Genomic DNA, 15978 nt, shown 5'->3' with positions numbered 1-15978 from the left:
TTTCATCCCTTTCGATCGACAGCAATACCCATGTCATCCCAAATCTTGCCGATGACATCTAACATATTGGCTGGCGGTATTTCCTTGATGACTTCTTCCGTTCGCATATCAATGAGCCGAACCATGGTACGACCAGTTCGTTCATGGACTTCGTAAGCCAATTTCATGTCTTTGCCTAACAATTTGTGGTTCAACGTTTCCACCGAAGCCTTGATCGATGCTTGGTCTTTTTTCGAGAAATAATGGATCTCTGTTTGCTTATCCTGTGCTTCGTTTTGGTCATTCGCCGTCAGCACTTGGCTGTCTTTGATTGATTCAACGGGTAGAACCGGTGTGATTTTAGCCACCCCATCTAGTGAAATCGGATCGATCGCCATACAACATGCCTCATTTCTGATTTAAGTAAAAGACGAAAGCGGTATTCTATGTAAACAAGAACTGCCCTTCCCCCAGACAGTTCTTGTAAGTAAAGATAAGAGCAAAGGTGCTTATCCTTGAAGCAAGCTCAATACGCTGTTTGGCATAGAGTTTGCTTGTGCCAACATGGACGTTGCTGCTTGAGAAAGGATATTGCTCTTCGTAAAGCTCATCATTTCTTGTGCCATATCCACGTCACGAATGCGTGAGTTGGCTTCAGAGATGTTTTCTTGGGTTGTACCTAAGTTGTTGATTGTATGTTCTAGACGATTTTGTGATGCACCTAATTCCGCACGTTGATCTGAAACTTTTGAAATAGCAGCATCAATTTTTGTGATAGGATTATTTGTAGCTTCTTTCTCTTTAAAAGCTTTCAAAGCCTCTTCGTAGCCCTCTGCTCCTGCCGCTATTGCACCATCATAAGCCTTTGCAAGTTCCGCATCACTTTTGGCTGCACCAAGAGTTAAGCCTTTCACACCAAGTCCGTCAGAACCAGATCCCATATTTTTAATTGAAACTGAAACGGTTTGATTGGCATTTGCACCGATTTGAAATGTAAACTCTTGTGCCTCTCCTGCAGTATCAGCGCCAGACAACAAACTTTTTTTATTGAATTCAGTTGTTGTGCTGATACGATCGATTTCATCTGTTAAAGCTGTGTATTCTTTTTTAATGGCATCGCGATCGTCTTGGCTCAAGGTACCATTTGAGCTTTGTACTGCCAAGTCACGCATACGACCTAAAATGCTGTGGGTTTCGTTCAAGGCGCCTTCTGCAGTTTGGATCAATGAAATACCGTCTTGGGCGTTGCTTTTTGCTTGTGATAAGCCGCCGATCTGGCCTTTCATTTTTTCTGAGATGGCTAGTCCTGCTGCGTCATCGCCGGCTTTGTTGATTCGTAAGCCTGAAGATAATTTAGATAGGGATGCACTTTTTGATGCATTGGCGCTGGTTAAGCTTGAGTACGTATTTAATGCTGAAACATTCGTATTGATTCTCATGTATAGTTCCTCCTAATTGTGTGTATTCGCTAAGGTTTCCCTCTGATACTATCTATCGGCAGAATGTGGCGTGGGTTAAGTCTTTTTGGCGAAAAAAATAAAAAACTTTCACCAAAAGTGAAAGTCGCTGGTTCTAGATTTAGTTGATATAATCCAAAATCGTCATTTGCATGATTTTGGTTCCCATGGCCAATGTGGCTTGGTACGCGGTCATTTGATTTTGATATTCCATGTATTTTTCGGCAACATCCACATCTTGTTTGTTAGAGAGGGTTTCGGTCAGATTCAAATTCTCTGTTTCATTCCGATCTGCGGCGGCCTCCAGCCGATTATACAATGTGCCGATTTGGGCACGGACGTTGACAATGTTATTGGCATACGTATCGTGGGCTGCCAATAAATCGCCGCTAAGGGCATCCTTATCATCGCTGCGTAATGCAGACAGTAAGTCATTGAAATAGGTGCTCAAGTTTTCAGGATCTGTTGCCGTACCGGTTTCGTTCATCAGTCGACCGCCGTCTGCCATCAGATTCACTGACACACCACTGGCAATTTCTCGTGGCAAATCTTGACTGGTGCCGTTATATTTGATGCCAACGATGGCATCATTGTCTTTGATCACTTCAAAGGGGGCAGTTGTGGTGTTGGTGCCACTGAATAGATAGCGTCCATCAAAATTGGTATTCAAGGATTCGACGATACCACTGATTTCTTGTTCGATCTCAGACTGGTTGGCTTTTAACTCATCACTGCCAGCCGTGGCATTCGCTGAAGACTGAATCAACGAACGGATCCGCAACATCGAGGTACTGACACTGTCTAACGTTGCATCTTGCGCTTTTGTCCAGGAGATGCTATCGGCGATCGTATTGCTGTAGGTTTCATTTTTGCTCAATGACACATTGAGATCCATGATTTTCGACACCAGCAGTGGATTATCCGAGGATTTACTGACTTCTTTCATGCTAGAGATCTGATTCAAGGTCGTTTGGACTTTAGAGGCATTGGTGCTTAGATTTCGCATGAAATCACTATAGGTAATATTATTTGAAATACGCATGATGTTACACTCCTGTCCGGTTGATCAAGGTATCTAGCATTTCAGAAACCACTGAAATGAGCCGCGCATTGGCTTGGAATCCTTGTTGAAAGCGAATCACATCTGACATCTCTTCGTTGATCGACACGCCAGATACAGATTGGTTCTTGTATTCTAATTGGTTCAGCAAGGACAACTGTGCACTGGCTGTGTTGTCGGCTTGCTGTTTTGAGATTCCATTCTTGGTCACGATACTATTGAAGTAGCTATTGACTGTCATTCCTGATGTTGCATTGCTGAAGGTCAATGTTGCTGCATCAAAGGACGCCAGCGTTGTTTCAGAAAGAGGGAAATCTAGTTTGGTGGTGCTTAATTTCGCCATGGCAGCAGCCAAAGTGCCATCTCCCGCAGCGTCTGTCATCCCGGCTTTGACTAGGCTTGGATTGTCCAACAAGGATTGGCTGACACGGATCGTAGTGGCCGTGCCGGTGTCGTCGGTACTTAAGTCAAATAAGCCGCTGGTACTTGACGCACCGCCAGTAAAGACCATATTCATGGCTTGGGCAATTGTGGTCGTGAATTGGTTCAACTCATTGAGGCGGCTGCTGATTTCAGTGGCTGAAGCCTGCAATCCGCCAATCGCGCCTTCCTTGATCGGTAGTTCCCGATAAGTTGTTCCTGTGTTTGACGCCTCACTCAACAACACTGTCCCGACTGGATAGGTGCCACTGATGGTTTCCGAAGGATTTAATGGATTGCCATCTTTCGATACCACGGCCCCTGTATCAGATTGACCGACGACGACACTCAAGGTATTGCGGGTATCTGCATTTAAAATCGTTTGCCCGCTGATTGAAACAAAGCCGCGACCGTAGACATCGGTCGTTGTTTCGATACCTGCTAATCCGGAGAGGTCCTTCAATAAGCTATCACGCGTATCCAATAAATCATTGGGCGTTCCCCCGCTCGTCGTTAAGCCATAGATTTGCTCATTCAGCGATTGCAGGGCTTTGACTTTTTCGTTGAAATCTAGGACCGATTTTTCGATCGTGTCCATCGTATCACTCTGTAATTGCGTCATTTGAGTTGCCATTTGGTTGACCGTATCAGCAAATGTACTGCTATTCTCTAATACCAATGTTTTGGCTGTGTCCAATTCGGGATTATTGGCCAATGATGTCCACGAATCAAACATTGTCGCCAACTGGCTAGACAATCCATTGTCTGAGGGTTCATTCATGATGCTTTCTAATTGTCCTAAGATATCTGCTTTTTGTTCATAATATGTATAGTTGGAATAGGCATTACGCACTTGGCCAATCACGAAGTCATCGACGATGCGTTCGACGCTGCCGACTTTAACGCCCATGCCAATACTGCCGACACCCGCGATATTATACGAAGCTTCCGCTTGCAGATTGACCCTTTGTCGTGAGTAGCCGTCTGTATTGGTATTGGCAATATTGTGACTGGTCGTTTGCAGCGCTGTTTGGTTGGCGGTCATCCCCCGTGTGGCTGTCCCTAAAGTACCAAATAATCCTGTCATCTTTCTACTCCTTACATATCTTGGTCAATGATTGCGGTGGAAACGCTTGGTTTGGTTTGATATTTTGAATAGGTATTGGCGGGTGTTTTGATATTGTCTTTCACAGCTTCCATCAACACTGTTTGAAAACTGATAGCTTGTTGCGTCAACAATAGATTCTCCTGTTGCTGGATTTGGATATCCGCTACCAACGTTTGAATGGTTGCTGTGATTTCTCCTTCATAACTAGATAAAATCGGTACAAATGCTGATTTTTTCTCAACCAGTCCTGACAATTGGGCTGCTTGATTTTTGATCAAAATATCTTTTTCTTTTTTGAGCAGTCGTGAAAACTGCTGCAGTTGGCGTTCAAATTCACGACTATTCATCTAATCAACCTGCTTGTCTTGCGCCAACATGTTGTCAGCAATTTTTTCGGCTGAAACTTGATAGGTCCCAGCTTTGATTGCTTGTTTCAATTCAGCGACCCTGGCACTGCGACTGGTTTCTTGGCTGGCACTTTTTTGCATCGCTTGGGCTGTTTCGGATAATTGAACATCGACAGTCTTCTTGACTTCTGCGGTGGCTGGTTTGCTTTGTTTGACAGCATCTCTTTGGATGGCTTTGTCGGTATATTCGGCATAACCTCTTTCGATTTTCATAGATTCTCCTCCGTTCTCGTTCTTCTACCCTATACTATCGGACAAAACACAAAAAAGTTAAACCATTTTGTTTCACTTTTTTGTGTTTTGTACAAATTAATGTAAATTATGGATCCGTTGTTTTTGGGAAAGAATATTGGTGATCCGAACACCAAAGTTTTCATTGATCACGACAACTTCACCGGTAGCGATCAATTTGCCATTCAATAAGATTTCTAATGGTTCGTCCGTCAACTTGTCTAATTCAATCACGGAACCGGTATTGAAAGATAAAATTTCCTTGATCGATTTTTTGCTGCGGCCCAAAATCACACTCAAATCAAGTGGGACATCTAAAATCAAGTCTAAATTGTCCCCCTCATTGACGGATTTTGTTGCAAGGGTTTGGAAAGCTGGCTTGCTGACTTCAACTTGTGCTTTCTCTGTTATCTGTGCTGCTTGAGGTGTAACGGGTGCTGCTGGTGTTTCTTCAACTGGTGTTTCACGTGTAACAACAGTGGCCTTATCCGATAGCATCGCATCGGCGATATCATTGACGACATGGTCCGTGAAAATTTGCATGATTTCACTTTCGATCAACCCTTCAACACGCAGCGAAAATGAAATGCAATAGATTTCTTCTTCGGCGTCGATAGCCGCATATTCAATATTGGCGGGTGTTTCCCATAATTTGACGATTGGTGGCAAGATATCGACTTTCCGGCTGATCATCGTCGCCATTGATGTAGAGGCAGTCCCAATCATTTGGTTCATCGCTTCAGCCACAGCACTTAACTCTAATTCAGTAAATTGTGTGTTGGCTGTTTCGCCTGTCCCGCCCATCATCAAGTCGGCGATCACAATGGCATCTTTGACTTCCAGCAGCATCAAATTGCTCCCCAGCAATCCTTCTTTAAACTCAACAGTGGTCGCCACTTTCGGTGCGGTCAAATCTTGCAAAACTTCACCAAATTTGATTTTCGCTACCCGAGGTGTCGTGATACTGACGCGACGGTCTAAGATCGAGGACAAGGTGGTGGCCGCTTGGGACATCGAAATATTGCCGACTTCACCGATAATATCAACTTTTACTTGTTCTTCAAGACCGGCTGGTTGTGTTGGCGCACTTTGGCTCAACAAGGCATCGATCTCTGCTTGGGTCAAACTTTCACTCATTATTCTTGCTCCTCTTCTAACTTGTCTAGTAATTCAATGGCTAAGCGCTCGTTTTGCTGACCTGGTTTGGCCCTAAAAAAAGGTTTGCCGTCAATATATGTATCTAATGGCTCACTGATTTTTTTGTTCAGTTGGATCACGTCCCCTGCTTCTAAGTGGATAAACTCGGATAAGCGCATCTGGGCATGTCCCAATAACACTTCCACATTCAAGCCTACTCCATTCAAACTCCGCTGCAATTCGAGGCTGTCTTCTTGGCTGACGGGCTGATTGCTGTCAAACCAATTGCGGAAACTCAGCTTGTCGATAATGCCTTCAAAGAACACGTAGGGCACACAAAGATTGATAAAATGTTTGACATCAAAAATTTTCATGGTAAAAGTCACCAGCACAACCGGTTCATTGGGTGACATGTTTTGCAGCAATTGCGGGTTGGTGTCTAATCCATCCAAAACGGAATCCAACGCGACGATATCATGCCAAACATTTTGATAAACTTGCACAAATTGGGCAACGACTTCTTCTAAAATAGCCGTTTCGATATCGGTAAAACTCTTTTTGTCGCCTAGATCCATCTCAATCGGCTTGTTTTGATAAACATCTAAGCCACCGCAAAGCAATTCTACTAAAAGCATACACAGTTGCGGATTGAGTTCGATCAACTGCAAGCCGCTTAAAGGTTGTGAATGAAACAGCCCTAACAAAGTAAACTTCGGGATCGAATGGATAAATTCGTCGTAACTGACTTGTTCGATCGCCGCAAGTTGTAAAGATACGTTCGTCCGTAACTGGGTAGACAACATGCTGCTGCTGAGTTTCGAAAAATCTTCGAAGATCATGTGCAGGGTATTGACGTATTCTTTCGATAATTTCGTTGGCCGCCGAAAATCATAGGCTTTCACTTTTGGCTGTCTATCTTCTATTTCAATGATCTCCTGATCGATCTCGCCGGTGCTCATCGCATTCAACAATAAATCAATCTCTTGCTGCGTCAATACCTGATCCACATTAATCCCCCATTTTTAAAAAATCATCTGATCGATGCTGATGACACTTGCTACAGATTCACCCAATGACACGATGCCAGCTGAATAAGCAGCCTCTTGTTTGCTCAATTGGATGGCTTCTGGCAAGACGTCGATCACTTCGATCACTTCTTCAACTAAAACACCTTTACGTTCATCTGCTTTTTTCATGATCAACACATTTCTTTCGTATCTTGGCTTTGTGATTGGGATCAACTCTGCCAAACGGATGACCGTTACAACGGATCCCCGCAGATTGATCAAGCCTTTCACCCATTTTGGTGCCAGCGGCACAGGGGTAAATGTCGGCGCATCGATCACTTCCTCGACAGTATCGGCAGAGATCAAATAATGCTGCTGGTCCATTTTGAACAGGATCATTTGCATGATATACCCCTCCTTGGCTACGCGAATGCCTTATCGATGGCTGTGATCACGCGGTCTGTATCAAAAGGTTTAACGATAAAATCGACAGCTCCTGCGCGAATGGCATCCATAACCATGCCTTGTTGCCCCATCGCACTGCACATCACAACTTTCGCGCTGGCATCAAAGGTACGGATCAATTTCAATGCTTCTAAACCATCTACTTCCGGCATCGTGATATCCATCGTCACCAAATCAGGTGCAGTCGCTTGATATTTTTCAAATGCTTCTTGGCCATTTTGGGCTTCTCCCACCACTTCATAGCCGTTCTTTTCTAAGATATCCTTTAATTTCATCCGCATAAAAACTGCGTCATCAACGATCAATACTTTTTTTGACATTGTATGTGCTCCTCTCAAATTCCTAAAGATTGAAAAATTCGTTCTAGTACACCGGTTTCCGGAATCAGAAACAGGGATGCGTCTAATGTTTCTTCGGCATAGATAAATTCATTTCTGATCACCATCACTTGATCATCATATTGATTCATGGCCAGATATAATGAACTGATCACTGAACCAAAGAAGTCATAGTGGGCTTGTGGAAGAGACGCTGTCAGCTCTACTTCCAGCAATTGACTGACGGCCATCAAGAAAGAATTGGTGATGATGTTGGTCACTTCATTGATCATGGATTGCTTGACTTCTGGCGACACCGGACCTTGGATCATCAACTGCTGCAGTTTTGCCACCGCGGCTTCGGACAGCACGAACAATAAGATCCCTTCAAATGCGCCTTCGATTTGGCTGATCCCCACATGCACCTCTTGGTCTTCAGCAATGATCTGCTGATAAAGCGCCTCATAGGACAACACCGTTACTTCCGGCACCCGCATATCGATGGGCTGTTCCACCATTTTAGATAGACTCGTCGCGGCATGTCCGCCGCCAATATTGATCATTTCTCGTAACGCATCAACTTGCAGTGCATCGTATCTCATCGTGTGTCCACCACTTTTTCTTGACAAATTGCATGAATATCCAAAATCAATGCAATAGAGCCATCCCCGAGTATCGTTGCCCCTTGGTAACGATTGAGTTTTTGCAACAGAGGATCGATTTTTTTGATGACAATCTCTTGTTGCCCAATGAGTTCATCCGCTAAAATACCATGGAATTGCTGCTCATTGTTGACAATGATCGCAAATTTCTTTTCCACTTGATCTCCTTTGATGCCCAACAAACTATCTGTGCGCACGATTGGAATCAGTTCTTCCTGATAACGATAGACCTCATCTGATACGGTATGGATCAAGTCGCTTTCTTGGATCATGACCACCCGCTCGACTAAGTTCAACGGGATCGCAAAGACCTCTTGGCCAACACGAACCATCAATGCTTGGATGATCGACAAGGTCAATGGCAATTTGATCAAAAACTGGGTCCCTTGATTCGGTTGGCTCTTCATATCGATCGTGCCGCCTAGTTGTGTGATCTTTGATTGAACGGCATCCATGCCAACACCCCGGCCAGAGATATTCGTGACCGCTTGGGCTGTAGAAAATCCGGGATGAAAAATCAATTGTTGTAGTTCTTCATCTGAAAGACCTGCAGTAGCCAAGCCTTTTTTCTCTGCACTGGCTTTGATCACTTGTGGATCCAAACCTTTCCCGTCATCTTCTAACGTGATCATCACGCGATTGCCTTCCTGAGAAGCTGCCAAGCGGATCGTTCCTTTCCGCGGTTTCCCTAATGCTTCTCGTTCAGCTGGCGATTCGATGCCGTGATCGACGGAATTTCGAAGTAAATGCACCAGTGGTTCGCTTAGTTCAGAAACCACCGTTTTGTCTAGTTCCGTTTCCTCCCCTTCGATCACCAAATCCATTTCTTTTTGCAATTCATTGGATAGATCTCGTACCATGCGTGGGAATCGGCTAAAGACCACATTGACCTGCTGCATGCGGATGCGCAATACCAAATCTTGCAGCTCGGAGGTCAAACGAGATACATGTTCTAGTGGTTCTTTTACAGCTTCCAACTGTTCTCGCTCACTGACATCTTCCAATTGATTCCGATAGACCACCAACTCAGACACCAAATCTAAAAATGAATCTAGTCGATGCAAATCGACCCGAATCGATTGATTGCTGGCTGTTGAATGGGCTGCCGCTGTTGATCTGCTGGCTTGTGGCGCCACTGCATTCGGCTCAGTCGCTGCGATAGAAACGGCCGTATCTTGTACCTTCTTGGCAGCATAGGGTTCGACCAAGAAAGACGCGATCTCACTGTTGCTGGCGATATTCTTTTCAATCTCAGCTTCAGACAGCTGGGTCAAAAAGATGAGGGAAAAATCAGAAGCAAAGGCTCCTTCTTCGATTGTTTGCGCATCGGGATTCGTGTAAAGGATATCCCCAGCCTGACCTAATTTTTCCATGATCAAAAAGGCTCTTGGTCCTTTCAACAACGACTGTTCATCTAAGCGTACAGCGATTTGCAGTGCATGGTAGCCATCTGCGACGGCTTGTTCGATGACATAGCGGTCTGATTCATCGATCCTGTCTAGCTGCGGCTGCAGCATTTGCTGCGATGCTGGTGTAAGATCCTTAGCGCCCGTTACAGCAGCCATTCCGGTTGATCCCTGCTCCACTTGATCCAGCTCTTGCAGCAAATCAGTAATTTGCGCAGGCTGCAGTGTGCGTTCTTCCCGCAAATCTTCTACCAATTCAGATAAGCGATCTAGACACTTGAATATCAGCGATATCCCTTGATTTGTGACAGGCAGCGCACCTGTCTTGAATAAATCGAAAATATTTTCCATTTTATGCGTCAGCTGTGTCATGACATCATAGCCCATTGTAGCTGCCATCCCTTTTAACGTATGGGCTGAACGAAAAATGTCATTTAATAGATCCATATCTTGCGGGTTGCTTTCTAGCAATAGCACATGGTCATTCAACTGAGTCAAATGATCATCGGTTTCTTCAAAAAACAGCGTTCGGTAAACACTATTGTCGTCCAATCAGATCCCTCCTTTTCGAAGTTATATTTTCTGGTAAATGAATGAATCGATTTTCTTCAAGCCAAAATTTTCAGCAAAATTGATCGTTTCGGTTGCACCTGTAAACAAGATACCTCCTGGTACCAATGCATCGCTGAGCTTCTGGTAGACGGTATCGCGGGCATCACTTTTGAAGTAGATCGTGACATTTCGGCAGACAATGACATCAACATTGCGTTCATAACGGTCTTTCAACAAGTCATGCTGCTTGAAAAGAATCTGCCGCTTTAGCGCCGGCTTGATTTGAAATTGATTTTTTTCCATGGGGGTAAAATAGCGTTCCAATTCTTCCGCCGGAACATTCCGCAATTCATGCGCTCGATAGATGCCTTGTTTGGCTTTGTTCAAAATCACTGTATCGATATCTGTTGCCAATACATTGGCAGTTGTTACTTGTTTTTTCGCTAAGATCATCGCGATCGTGTAAGGTTCCGCACCAATTGAGCAAGCCGCACTCCAAATTTTTGGACTGGTGTTGGCAGGCAGGATCTGCGTAGTCAAAATCCGCTCGAAAGCATCAAATAAGACTTTATTGCGGTAAAATTCTGTCACGTTGATCGTGATATGGGATAAAAAGGCCGCTTTAACTGTTGGATCTGCGACGATCAACTGCTGATACTCTTGTAAATTGTTGGCGCCGCTATGGGCCATGATCGTCAAGATACGACGCTGCATTTGATTTTCTTTGTAATCCGCCAATCGAATCCCTAATGTCTGTTCGACCCATGTATTGAATAAGGAAAATTCAGTATCCATCATTTCACCTAACCATCTGTGCAATTTTTGTTTCAATGCTTGATAAAGGCAAGACCTCATCAACCACCCCTTGTTCTATGGCATACCGGGGCATGCCGAAGACTGTACAGCTCTCTTTGTCTTGAACGATCGTATAGCCGCCTACTTCTTGAATACTGCGCAAGCCTGCTGTTCCGTCTTTTCCCATGCCGGTCAAAACCACTGCCGCCAATTGCTGGGGGTACGCGCGGGCTGCTGAGTGAAACAGAAAGTCCACTGCCGGACGCGTACCGTGTAGTTTTGGCTCTTGATTTAGGTATAAACGCCCTTGTTGGATCGTCATGTGATAATCCCCAGGACATAGATAAATGTGATTGGTGATCGGCATGCCATCTACGACCTCATGGACGGGGGTCTGGGTTTCAGTATCTAACCGTTTGGCAAATGATGCAGTGAACCCAGCCGGCATATGCTGAACGATAAAAATCGGACAGCGCAGCCGAGCAGGCAATTGCCGAATGATCCCTAGCAGCGCCCGCGGCCCGCCGGTAGAAGCACCAATCACCAACGCCTGCAAAGCCGTAGGCAGTTGATGCGGTGTCAATTTGGTCATAGCTGCGGTAGATCTGGCTGGTGTCGCAATCAGCGGTTGATCGATCGACGCGATCTTTTGATGAAATTCCTCGATCCATTCCGCTTGGATGGTCGATAAATTGAGGGGCTTTTCCACAAAGTCACGGGCACCTAGCGCCAATGCTTCAATCGTCGTTTCTTGATTGCTTGAGGCACTCAGCATGATCACTGGCGTACTTGAACTGGATTTGATCGCCTTCAAGGTATCCAATCCATTCATGACTGGCATTTCTACATCCATGACCACCAAATCGAAGGATTCTTTGGCCAGGAAATCAAGGGCTTGTTTGCCATTTCGGGCAGCAGCTGCTACTTCAACATCTGGCATTTGATGCAATAGATCCGTCACCACTTTGCGCATAAATGCCGAATCATCGACGATCATCACTTTTTTCATTTTGACGTACTCCTTTTATAAATAAACGATTTCCTTGTTTGCTTGACGAACCACCGTCTGGAAATCTCGTAAATCAACGATCATTGTTCTGCCAGCTGAACCACCGACATGTTTTCCGACGATCGGGATGCCCAATTGGGCCAGAATCCCTTCGACAGCGGCAATATTTCTTTCGCCGATCGTTTCTGTTTCTTGGATATGTTTAAAAGCAAACATATTGGCGCCGCCAACAATCTTTGCTTTCAGTTTGGCGTCTGGCAGCAGCCGTTTGAGTTCCGCCACCATCGCCGGCAAGGCTAAATCAGCGAATTTCTCGATTTTGACCGTCTGTCGATGCGCGAAGGGTTGACTATCTGGCAACATGATATGACTTAAGCCGCCAATCTGATTTTGACGGTCATAAACGATCGTGCCGATACAAGAACCTAGACCGACAGTCATGAGCTTTGCTGGTGCGGCGGCAATTTTATACTCAGAGATGCCCACATGGACTTCTTCACTCGTCGTCAGCATTTGCGCCATCGTCATCATCCCGGTAAGCATTGATGCCTGCCAGCAATGCTGCTTCTTCTTCATAGCTGAAGAGAAAATCTAAATCTAATGCCAGCACTAAGGCATCTTCTTTCTGTAGAAAAGCTGTGACATAATCTTGTTTCAATCCAGTCACTGCAAGATCTTGCTGATTCTCGGTTTCTGACAACGGCTGGATACCCACGATTTCCTCGACATAAAGACCAATTGACTTGTCTTTCCACTGACATAAGAGAATGACATTTTGTCCGGAGTCTGCGGTGAAGGAGTGGAATAACTTCTTGCGGGCGTCAATGATCGGTACCATCGCAGATTCAATTGATTGCACACCCAAGACAAAATCAGCAACTTCAGGCAACGGGGTGAATGTACTTGCTTCAACGACCCGCACCACATGTTGGATCTCAATGGCAAAAAGCTGTTGATGACTTTTGAATATCACATATTGCTCCATCTTAGCCATTACTCCCTTCGTCAAAATGTAAAACTATCTACTTGGAATTTTAGAATCGTCGCAATCGTTTCGATTTCTTGGACGTTTTGTTCAAATTCTTCTACCACCAAATAGAAATCTTCTAAGTTGGCAGTCACCTCTTGGGTGCCGGCCGAAGTTTCTGAAACAGCTGCCGAGATATTGCTGACGGATACTTGAACCATATCCTTTTTCTCAACGATTCCCGTGATGTGGGCTTCTACTGCTTGAATACTTGACACTAATTTTTCCACAACATCCGATATTTCATTGGCAGATTCGATGGCTTTGTTGATATTATTGGTTTGCTTTTCGCCGCCTTCAAAGGATTCTGTTACAGCAGAAACGACTTTTTCTGATTTCTTGCGAATCGCTTCGATGATACTGCGAATACTCTTTGTCGATTGACTGCTTTGTTCTGCCAAACTACGTACTTCTTCAGCGACAATGGCAAACCCGCGGCCAGCTTCTCCCGCCCGAGCGGCTTCGATGGACGCATTCAAAGCCAACAAATTGGTTTGATCTGAAATATTGTTGATCAATTGGACGATTTTTCCGATACTTTGGATATCTTCATTCATGTCATTCATGCCTTCAACCAATTCTGCTTGGTTTTGGCGCTCGATTTCCCAGCTTTCAAAGACATGGAACATCATTTCTGAGTTATGGATATTGCTATTTTGTGATTGTCCAACGTAGCCGTTCATCAATTCGATCTCTTTGTGGATCTCTTCGATGCTCAACGCCAAATCATCCATATCGAAAGACGTTTGTTCTGCTTCCGACGCTTGTGAACTGGTGGCATCCGCAATGGCATTCATTGTCTGACGCACATTTTCAATGGAGTTTTTGGCATTTTTTGATGTACTTGTCAAATCCCCCACCATTTTTCCCATTCGACTGCTTTCTTCATGCATCCCAACGATAACTGCTTTGAACGTATTCAAAACACCTTGAAATCGATTTTGTACTTGGCCAAAGGTCGATGTTTGATCGTCAGTGCCAATGTCTTCGATATGCGAAAGATCCCCTGAACTCACAGTTTCTAGTTCGGATAAGAGGGTGTCCATTCCGCTAGTTGCTTGTTTTTTGATGAGATAAGCCATCGCTACCAGCAAGATGATTTCTAATAACAGGACGATAACTGAAAATAGGATGAAACTTCTGGCGATTTGTGCATCTCCATGTCCATGGATGACAAAAAAGTAACAGCCCAGCAACACCAGCAACGTGAATCCGATAGGAATCAGTGCAGCGAGGCGGATTTTTTTGATGGCAGTTTGTATCTTTTTCTTCATGACAGTATCCTTTCCTTTGCAAACTACGCAGTTGTGGTATTGGTTTTATCAAGATTCGCTCTTCACTTGATACCCCATGTTTCACTCCCTCTTGATCCGATTATGAAAACAATCTTCTAGTTCCTTAATCGGATCATTTGCCAGAAAAGTTAAGCTGTCTTACCAGACATATGTATCTTTTGGGTCTGCATATTTTGTATAGCCACCTTGCTGCTCGTCACGGACCAAGCGGCCATTGTTGAATTCTAAGACACGGTTGCGGACTGAATTGACCATTGTACTGTCATGGGTAGCCAATAAAACAGTCGTTCCCAGTTGATTGATGCGCAAAAACAGCTTCATGATCTCGACAGCGGATTTAACATCTAAGTTGCCAGTAGGCTCATCCGCGATCAAAACAGCAGGGTCAGTCACAATCGCACGGGCAATGGCAATTTTTTTGCGCTGTCCGGCAGATAATTCTTCCGGCAGACGGTCTTTATACGGGAGCATGCCCACCAACGCTAGTGCTTTGGTGGTTTTTTCCTGCCTGATTTTTCTTGAAAGGCCCAGAACACGCAACGCGTAGTCGACATTTTGGGCACTCGTCAGATATGGCAGGAGCAAATCTTCCTGTCCAATCACGCCAACTTGACGCCGAATCATATAGAGCTGGCGTTCTTTGACTTGTGATAACAGAACATTGCCAATCTGGATCGCCCCTGTTGATGACTCCTCTTCTTTCAGCAGCAGTTTGAACAATGTCGATTTACCGGCGCCGCTCGGACCAACAACATAGATAAATTCACCTTGTGGGATCGACATTGAAATATCCATCAATCCCCAAGTCCCATTCTTGAATTGTTTGCTGACTTTAGTTAAGCGAATCATCCTTCTTCTCCTTTAATCGGTAAAGCGGTTCACGACCGCCCACATATCATCTGTTGTCTGCATGGCTTTTGTGTTCAAGGCGTAAGCCCGTTGTGTCGTCAATAATTCTGTCATGGACCCAGCCAGATCCACATTGGCGTCCTCCAACTGAAATTGGTTGATCGTACCGAAAATATCTGGTGTCGTCTGAGAGGTCATGAGGGTCTGGCCTGTTGCTTGATACAGTTGATCTCCCATCGGCTGTAACGCATCTGTGTTTTGCGGTTGATATAGCGTCAATTGGCCCAAAACCACCGTTTGGCCATTTTGTTCCGTCGTAAGCTGCCCATTGGTGCTGATTTGGATTTGATCCGCCGATGGCCATTGCCCATTAGCGACCGTCGTTGTCATGGCCACTGGATAACCTTGGCTATTCACCAATTGTTTGGTGTCGCTAAGGTGGAAACTGCCGGCCCGCGTCAACAACAGTTGGCCATCGGCTTGGACACCGAAGAAACCCGACCCTTGAATGGCTACATCTAAAGGTTGTGCACTGCTTGTCAAATTGCCTTGCGCAAAACTGGTCGTAGTGGTGGCTGCTGACCCTGCAGAGGTCTGATAGTCATCAATATTCCCGGTAAATAGTGCTTCTTCAGCGCCTAGTGCATTATCTATCAACCCTTGAAAATGGGTGGTTTGTGCTTGATAACCCGTCGTATTGACATTGGCGATATTGTTGGCCGTATTATCCAAATTGGTTTGTAAGCTTTTAAGTCCTGAACGACTGATTTGTAATGTCCCATTGATCGTCATCGT

19 protein-coding genes are annotated in these 15978 nt (G+C 44.9%); all 19 read right to left on the bottom strand.

Annotated elements, in window-relative coordinates; translation table 11 throughout:
* Positions 1-2: 2 nt before the first annotated feature.
* On the bottom strand, positions 3-377 hold the full coding sequence (locus ACYVRS_RS14165) for a flagellar protein FlaG (protein WP_312499700.1): 375 nt from the start codon (positions 375-377) through the stop codon (positions 3-5).
* A gap of 111 nt (positions 378-488) precedes the next feature.
* Entirely contained in the window at positions 489-1418 is a 930-nt protein-coding gene (locus tag ACYVRS_RS14160; RefSeq protein ID WP_461203596.1) for a flagellin N-terminal helical domain-containing protein, read from the bottom strand.
* Between the two features lie 139 nt (positions 1419-1557).
* Positions 1558-2478, bottom strand: coding sequence for a flagellar hook-associated protein FlgL (flgL, locus tag ACYVRS_RS14155; RefSeq protein WP_461203595.1), 921 nt, complete (start codon positions 2476-2478; stop codon positions 1558-1560).
* A gap of 4 nt (positions 2479-2482) precedes the next feature.
* Positions 2483-4003 carry a flagellar hook-associated protein FlgK gene (flgK, locus tag ACYVRS_RS14150; RefSeq protein ID WP_461203594.1) on the bottom strand — a complete coding sequence of 507 codons (1521 nt, stop codon included), beginning with the start codon at positions 4001-4003 and terminating at the stop codon, positions 2483-2485.
* 11 nt (positions 4004-4014) lie between these two features.
* A complete protein-coding gene (locus ACYVRS_RS14145; protein ID WP_312500034.1) occupies positions 4015-4371 on the bottom strand; it encodes a hypothetical protein in 357 nt (118 codons plus the stop codon).
* The gene (gene flgM, locus ACYVRS_RS14140) at positions 4372-4644 is read right to left on the bottom strand and encodes a flagellar biosynthesis anti-sigma factor FlgM (RefSeq protein WP_054117006.1); all 273 of its coding nucleotides are present in this window, start codon (positions 4642-4644) and stop codon (positions 4372-4374) included. It lies immediately after the preceding gene.
* A 96-nt stretch (positions 4645-4740) separates the two neighbouring features.
* Complete coding sequence (gene fliY / locus ACYVRS_RS14135; RefSeq protein WP_461203593.1) at positions 4741-5799, bottom strand: flagellar motor switch phosphatase FliY; 1059 nt, start codon at positions 5797-5799, stop codon at positions 4741-4743.
* The gene (gene fliM, locus ACYVRS_RS14130; protein WP_312542403.1) at positions 5799-6806 is read right to left on the bottom strand and encodes a flagellar motor switch protein FliM; all 1008 of its coding nucleotides are present in this window, start codon (positions 6804-6806) and stop codon (positions 5799-5801) included. Before fliM ends, fliY begins: the two co-directional genes overlap by 1 nt.
* Positions 6807-6821: 15 nt before the next feature.
* Entirely contained in the window at positions 6822-7211 is a 390-nt protein-coding gene (locus ACYVRS_RS14125; protein WP_054117003.1) for a chemotaxis protein CheW, read from the bottom strand.
* Positions 7212-7228: 17 nt separating this feature from the next.
* Complete coding sequence (locus tag ACYVRS_RS14120; protein WP_054117002.1) at positions 7229-7591, bottom strand: response regulator; 363 nt, start codon at positions 7589-7591, stop codon at positions 7229-7231.
* Between the two features lie 14 nt (positions 7592-7605).
* Positions 7606-8190 (bottom strand): chemotaxis protein CheC, encoded by a 585-nt coding sequence (locus tag ACYVRS_RS14115; protein ID WP_313510331.1) that lies wholly within the window; start codon positions 8188-8190, stop codon positions 7606-7608.
* Positions 8187-10208, bottom strand: coding sequence for a chemotaxis protein CheW (locus tag ACYVRS_RS14110; RefSeq protein WP_461203592.1), 2022 nt, complete (start codon positions 10206-10208; stop codon positions 8187-8189). Before ACYVRS_RS14110 ends, ACYVRS_RS14115 begins: the two co-directional genes overlap by 4 nt.
* Before the next feature lie 21 nt (positions 10209-10229).
* The gene (locus tag ACYVRS_RS14105) at positions 10230-11003 is read right to left on the bottom strand and encodes a CheR family methyltransferase (protein ID WP_461203591.1); all 774 of its coding nucleotides are present in this window, start codon (positions 11001-11003) and stop codon (positions 10230-10232) included.
* A gap of 4 nt (positions 11004-11007) precedes the next feature.
* Positions 11008-12012, bottom strand: a complete 1005-nt coding sequence (gene cheB, locus ACYVRS_RS14100; protein WP_461203590.1) for a chemotaxis-specific protein-glutamate methyltransferase CheB — start codon at positions 12010-12012, stop codon at positions 11008-11010.
* Positions 12013-12027: 15 nt separating this feature from the next.
* The gene (locus ACYVRS_RS14095; RefSeq protein ID WP_461203603.1) at positions 12028-12540 is read right to left on the bottom strand and encodes a chemotaxis protein CheD; all 513 of its coding nucleotides are present in this window, start codon (positions 12538-12540) and stop codon (positions 12028-12030) included.
* Positions 12509-13006 (bottom strand): chemotaxis protein CheW, encoded by a 498-nt coding sequence (locus tag ACYVRS_RS14090; protein ID WP_313510340.1) that lies wholly within the window; start codon positions 13004-13006, stop codon positions 12509-12511. Before ACYVRS_RS14090 ends, ACYVRS_RS14095 begins: the two co-directional genes overlap by 32 nt.
* 11 nt (positions 13007-13017) lie before the next feature.
* The gene (locus ACYVRS_RS14085) at positions 13018-14313 is read right to left on the bottom strand and encodes a methyl-accepting chemotaxis protein (protein WP_461203589.1); all 1296 of its coding nucleotides are present in this window, start codon (positions 14311-14313) and stop codon (positions 13018-13020) included.
* 159 nt (positions 14314-14472) lie between these two features.
* Positions 14473-15183 (bottom strand): cell division ATP-binding protein FtsE, encoded by a 711-nt coding sequence (locus tag ACYVRS_RS14080; protein WP_054116996.1) that lies wholly within the window; start codon positions 15181-15183, stop codon positions 14473-14475.
* Between the two features lie 12 nt (positions 15184-15195).
* Entirely contained in the window at positions 15196-15975 is a 780-nt protein-coding gene (locus tag ACYVRS_RS14075) for a flagellar hook-basal body protein (protein ID WP_461203588.1), read from the bottom strand.
* Positions 15976-15978: the final 3 nt, after the last annotated feature.

This window comes from Enterococcus salsurae (assembly GCF_054784955.1).
This window is presented reverse-complemented; position numbering and strand designations above follow the sequence as displayed.

What these genes read in the sequence shown, in the direction of transcription:
- ACYVRS_RS14165 (WP_312499700.1), bottom strand. Translation starts at nt 377, where the DNA reads ATGGCGATCGATCCGATTTCACTAGATGGGGTGGCTAAAATCACACCG.
- ACYVRS_RS14160 (WP_461203596.1), bottom strand. Translation starts at nt 1,418, where the DNA reads ATGAGAATCAATACGAATGTTTCAGCATTAAATACGTACTCAAGCTTA.
- flgL (WP_461203595.1), bottom strand. Translation starts at nt 2,478, where the DNA reads ATGCGTATTTCAAATAATATTACCTATAGTGATTTCATGCGAAATCTA.
- flgK (WP_461203594.1), bottom strand. Translation starts at nt 4,003, where the DNA reads ATGACAGGATTATTTGGTACTTTAGGGACAGCCACACGGGGGATGACC.
- ACYVRS_RS14145 (WP_312500034.1), bottom strand. Translation starts at nt 4,371, where the DNA reads ATGAATAGTCGTGAATTTGAACGCCAACTGCAGCAGTTTTCACGACTG.
- flgM (WP_054117006.1), bottom strand. Translation starts at nt 4,644, where the DNA reads ATGAAAATCGAAAGAGGTTATGCCGAATATACCGACAAAGCCATCCAA.
- fliY (WP_461203593.1), bottom strand. Translation starts at nt 5,799, where the DNA reads ATGAGTGAAAGTTTGACCCAAGCAGAGATCGATGCCTTGTTGAGCCAA.
- ACYVRS_RS14125 (WP_054117003.1), bottom strand. Translation starts at nt 7,211, where the DNA reads ATGCAAATGATCCTGTTCAAAATGGACCAGCAGCATTATTTGATCTCT.
- ACYVRS_RS14120 (WP_054117002.1), bottom strand. Translation starts at nt 7,591, where the DNA reads ATGTCAAAAAAAGTATTGATCGTTGATGACGCAGTTTTTATGCGGATG.
- ACYVRS_RS14115 (WP_313510331.1), bottom strand. Translation starts at nt 8,190, where the DNA reads ATGAGATACGATGCACTGCAAGTTGATGCGTTACGAGAAATGATCAAT.
- ACYVRS_RS14105 (WP_461203591.1), bottom strand. Translation starts at nt 11,003, where the DNA reads ATGGATACTGAATTTTCCTTATTCAATACATGGGTCGAACAGACATTA.
- cheB (WP_461203590.1), bottom strand. Translation starts at nt 12,012, where the DNA reads ATGAAAAAAGTGATGATCGTCGATGATTCGGCATTTATGCGCAAAGTG.
- ACYVRS_RS14095 (WP_461203603.1), bottom strand. Translation starts at nt 12,540, where the DNA reads ATGACGATGGCGCAAATGCTGACGACGAGTGAAGAAGTCCATGTGGGC.
- ACYVRS_RS14090 (WP_313510340.1), bottom strand. Translation starts at nt 13,006, where the DNA reads ATGGCTAAGATGGAGCAATATGTGATATTCAAAAGTCATCAACAGCTT.
- ACYVRS_RS14085 (WP_461203589.1), bottom strand. Translation starts at nt 14,313, where the DNA reads ATGAAGAAAAAGATACAAACTGCCATCAAAAAAATCCGCCTCGCTGCA.
- ACYVRS_RS14080 (WP_054116996.1), bottom strand. Translation starts at nt 15,183, where the DNA reads ATGATTCGCTTAACTAAAGTCAGCAAACAATTCAAGAATGGGACTTGG.
- ACYVRS_RS14075 (WP_461203588.1), bottom strand. Translation starts at nt 15,975, where the DNA reads ATGACGATCAATGGGACATTACAAATCAGTCGTTCAGGACTTAAAAGC.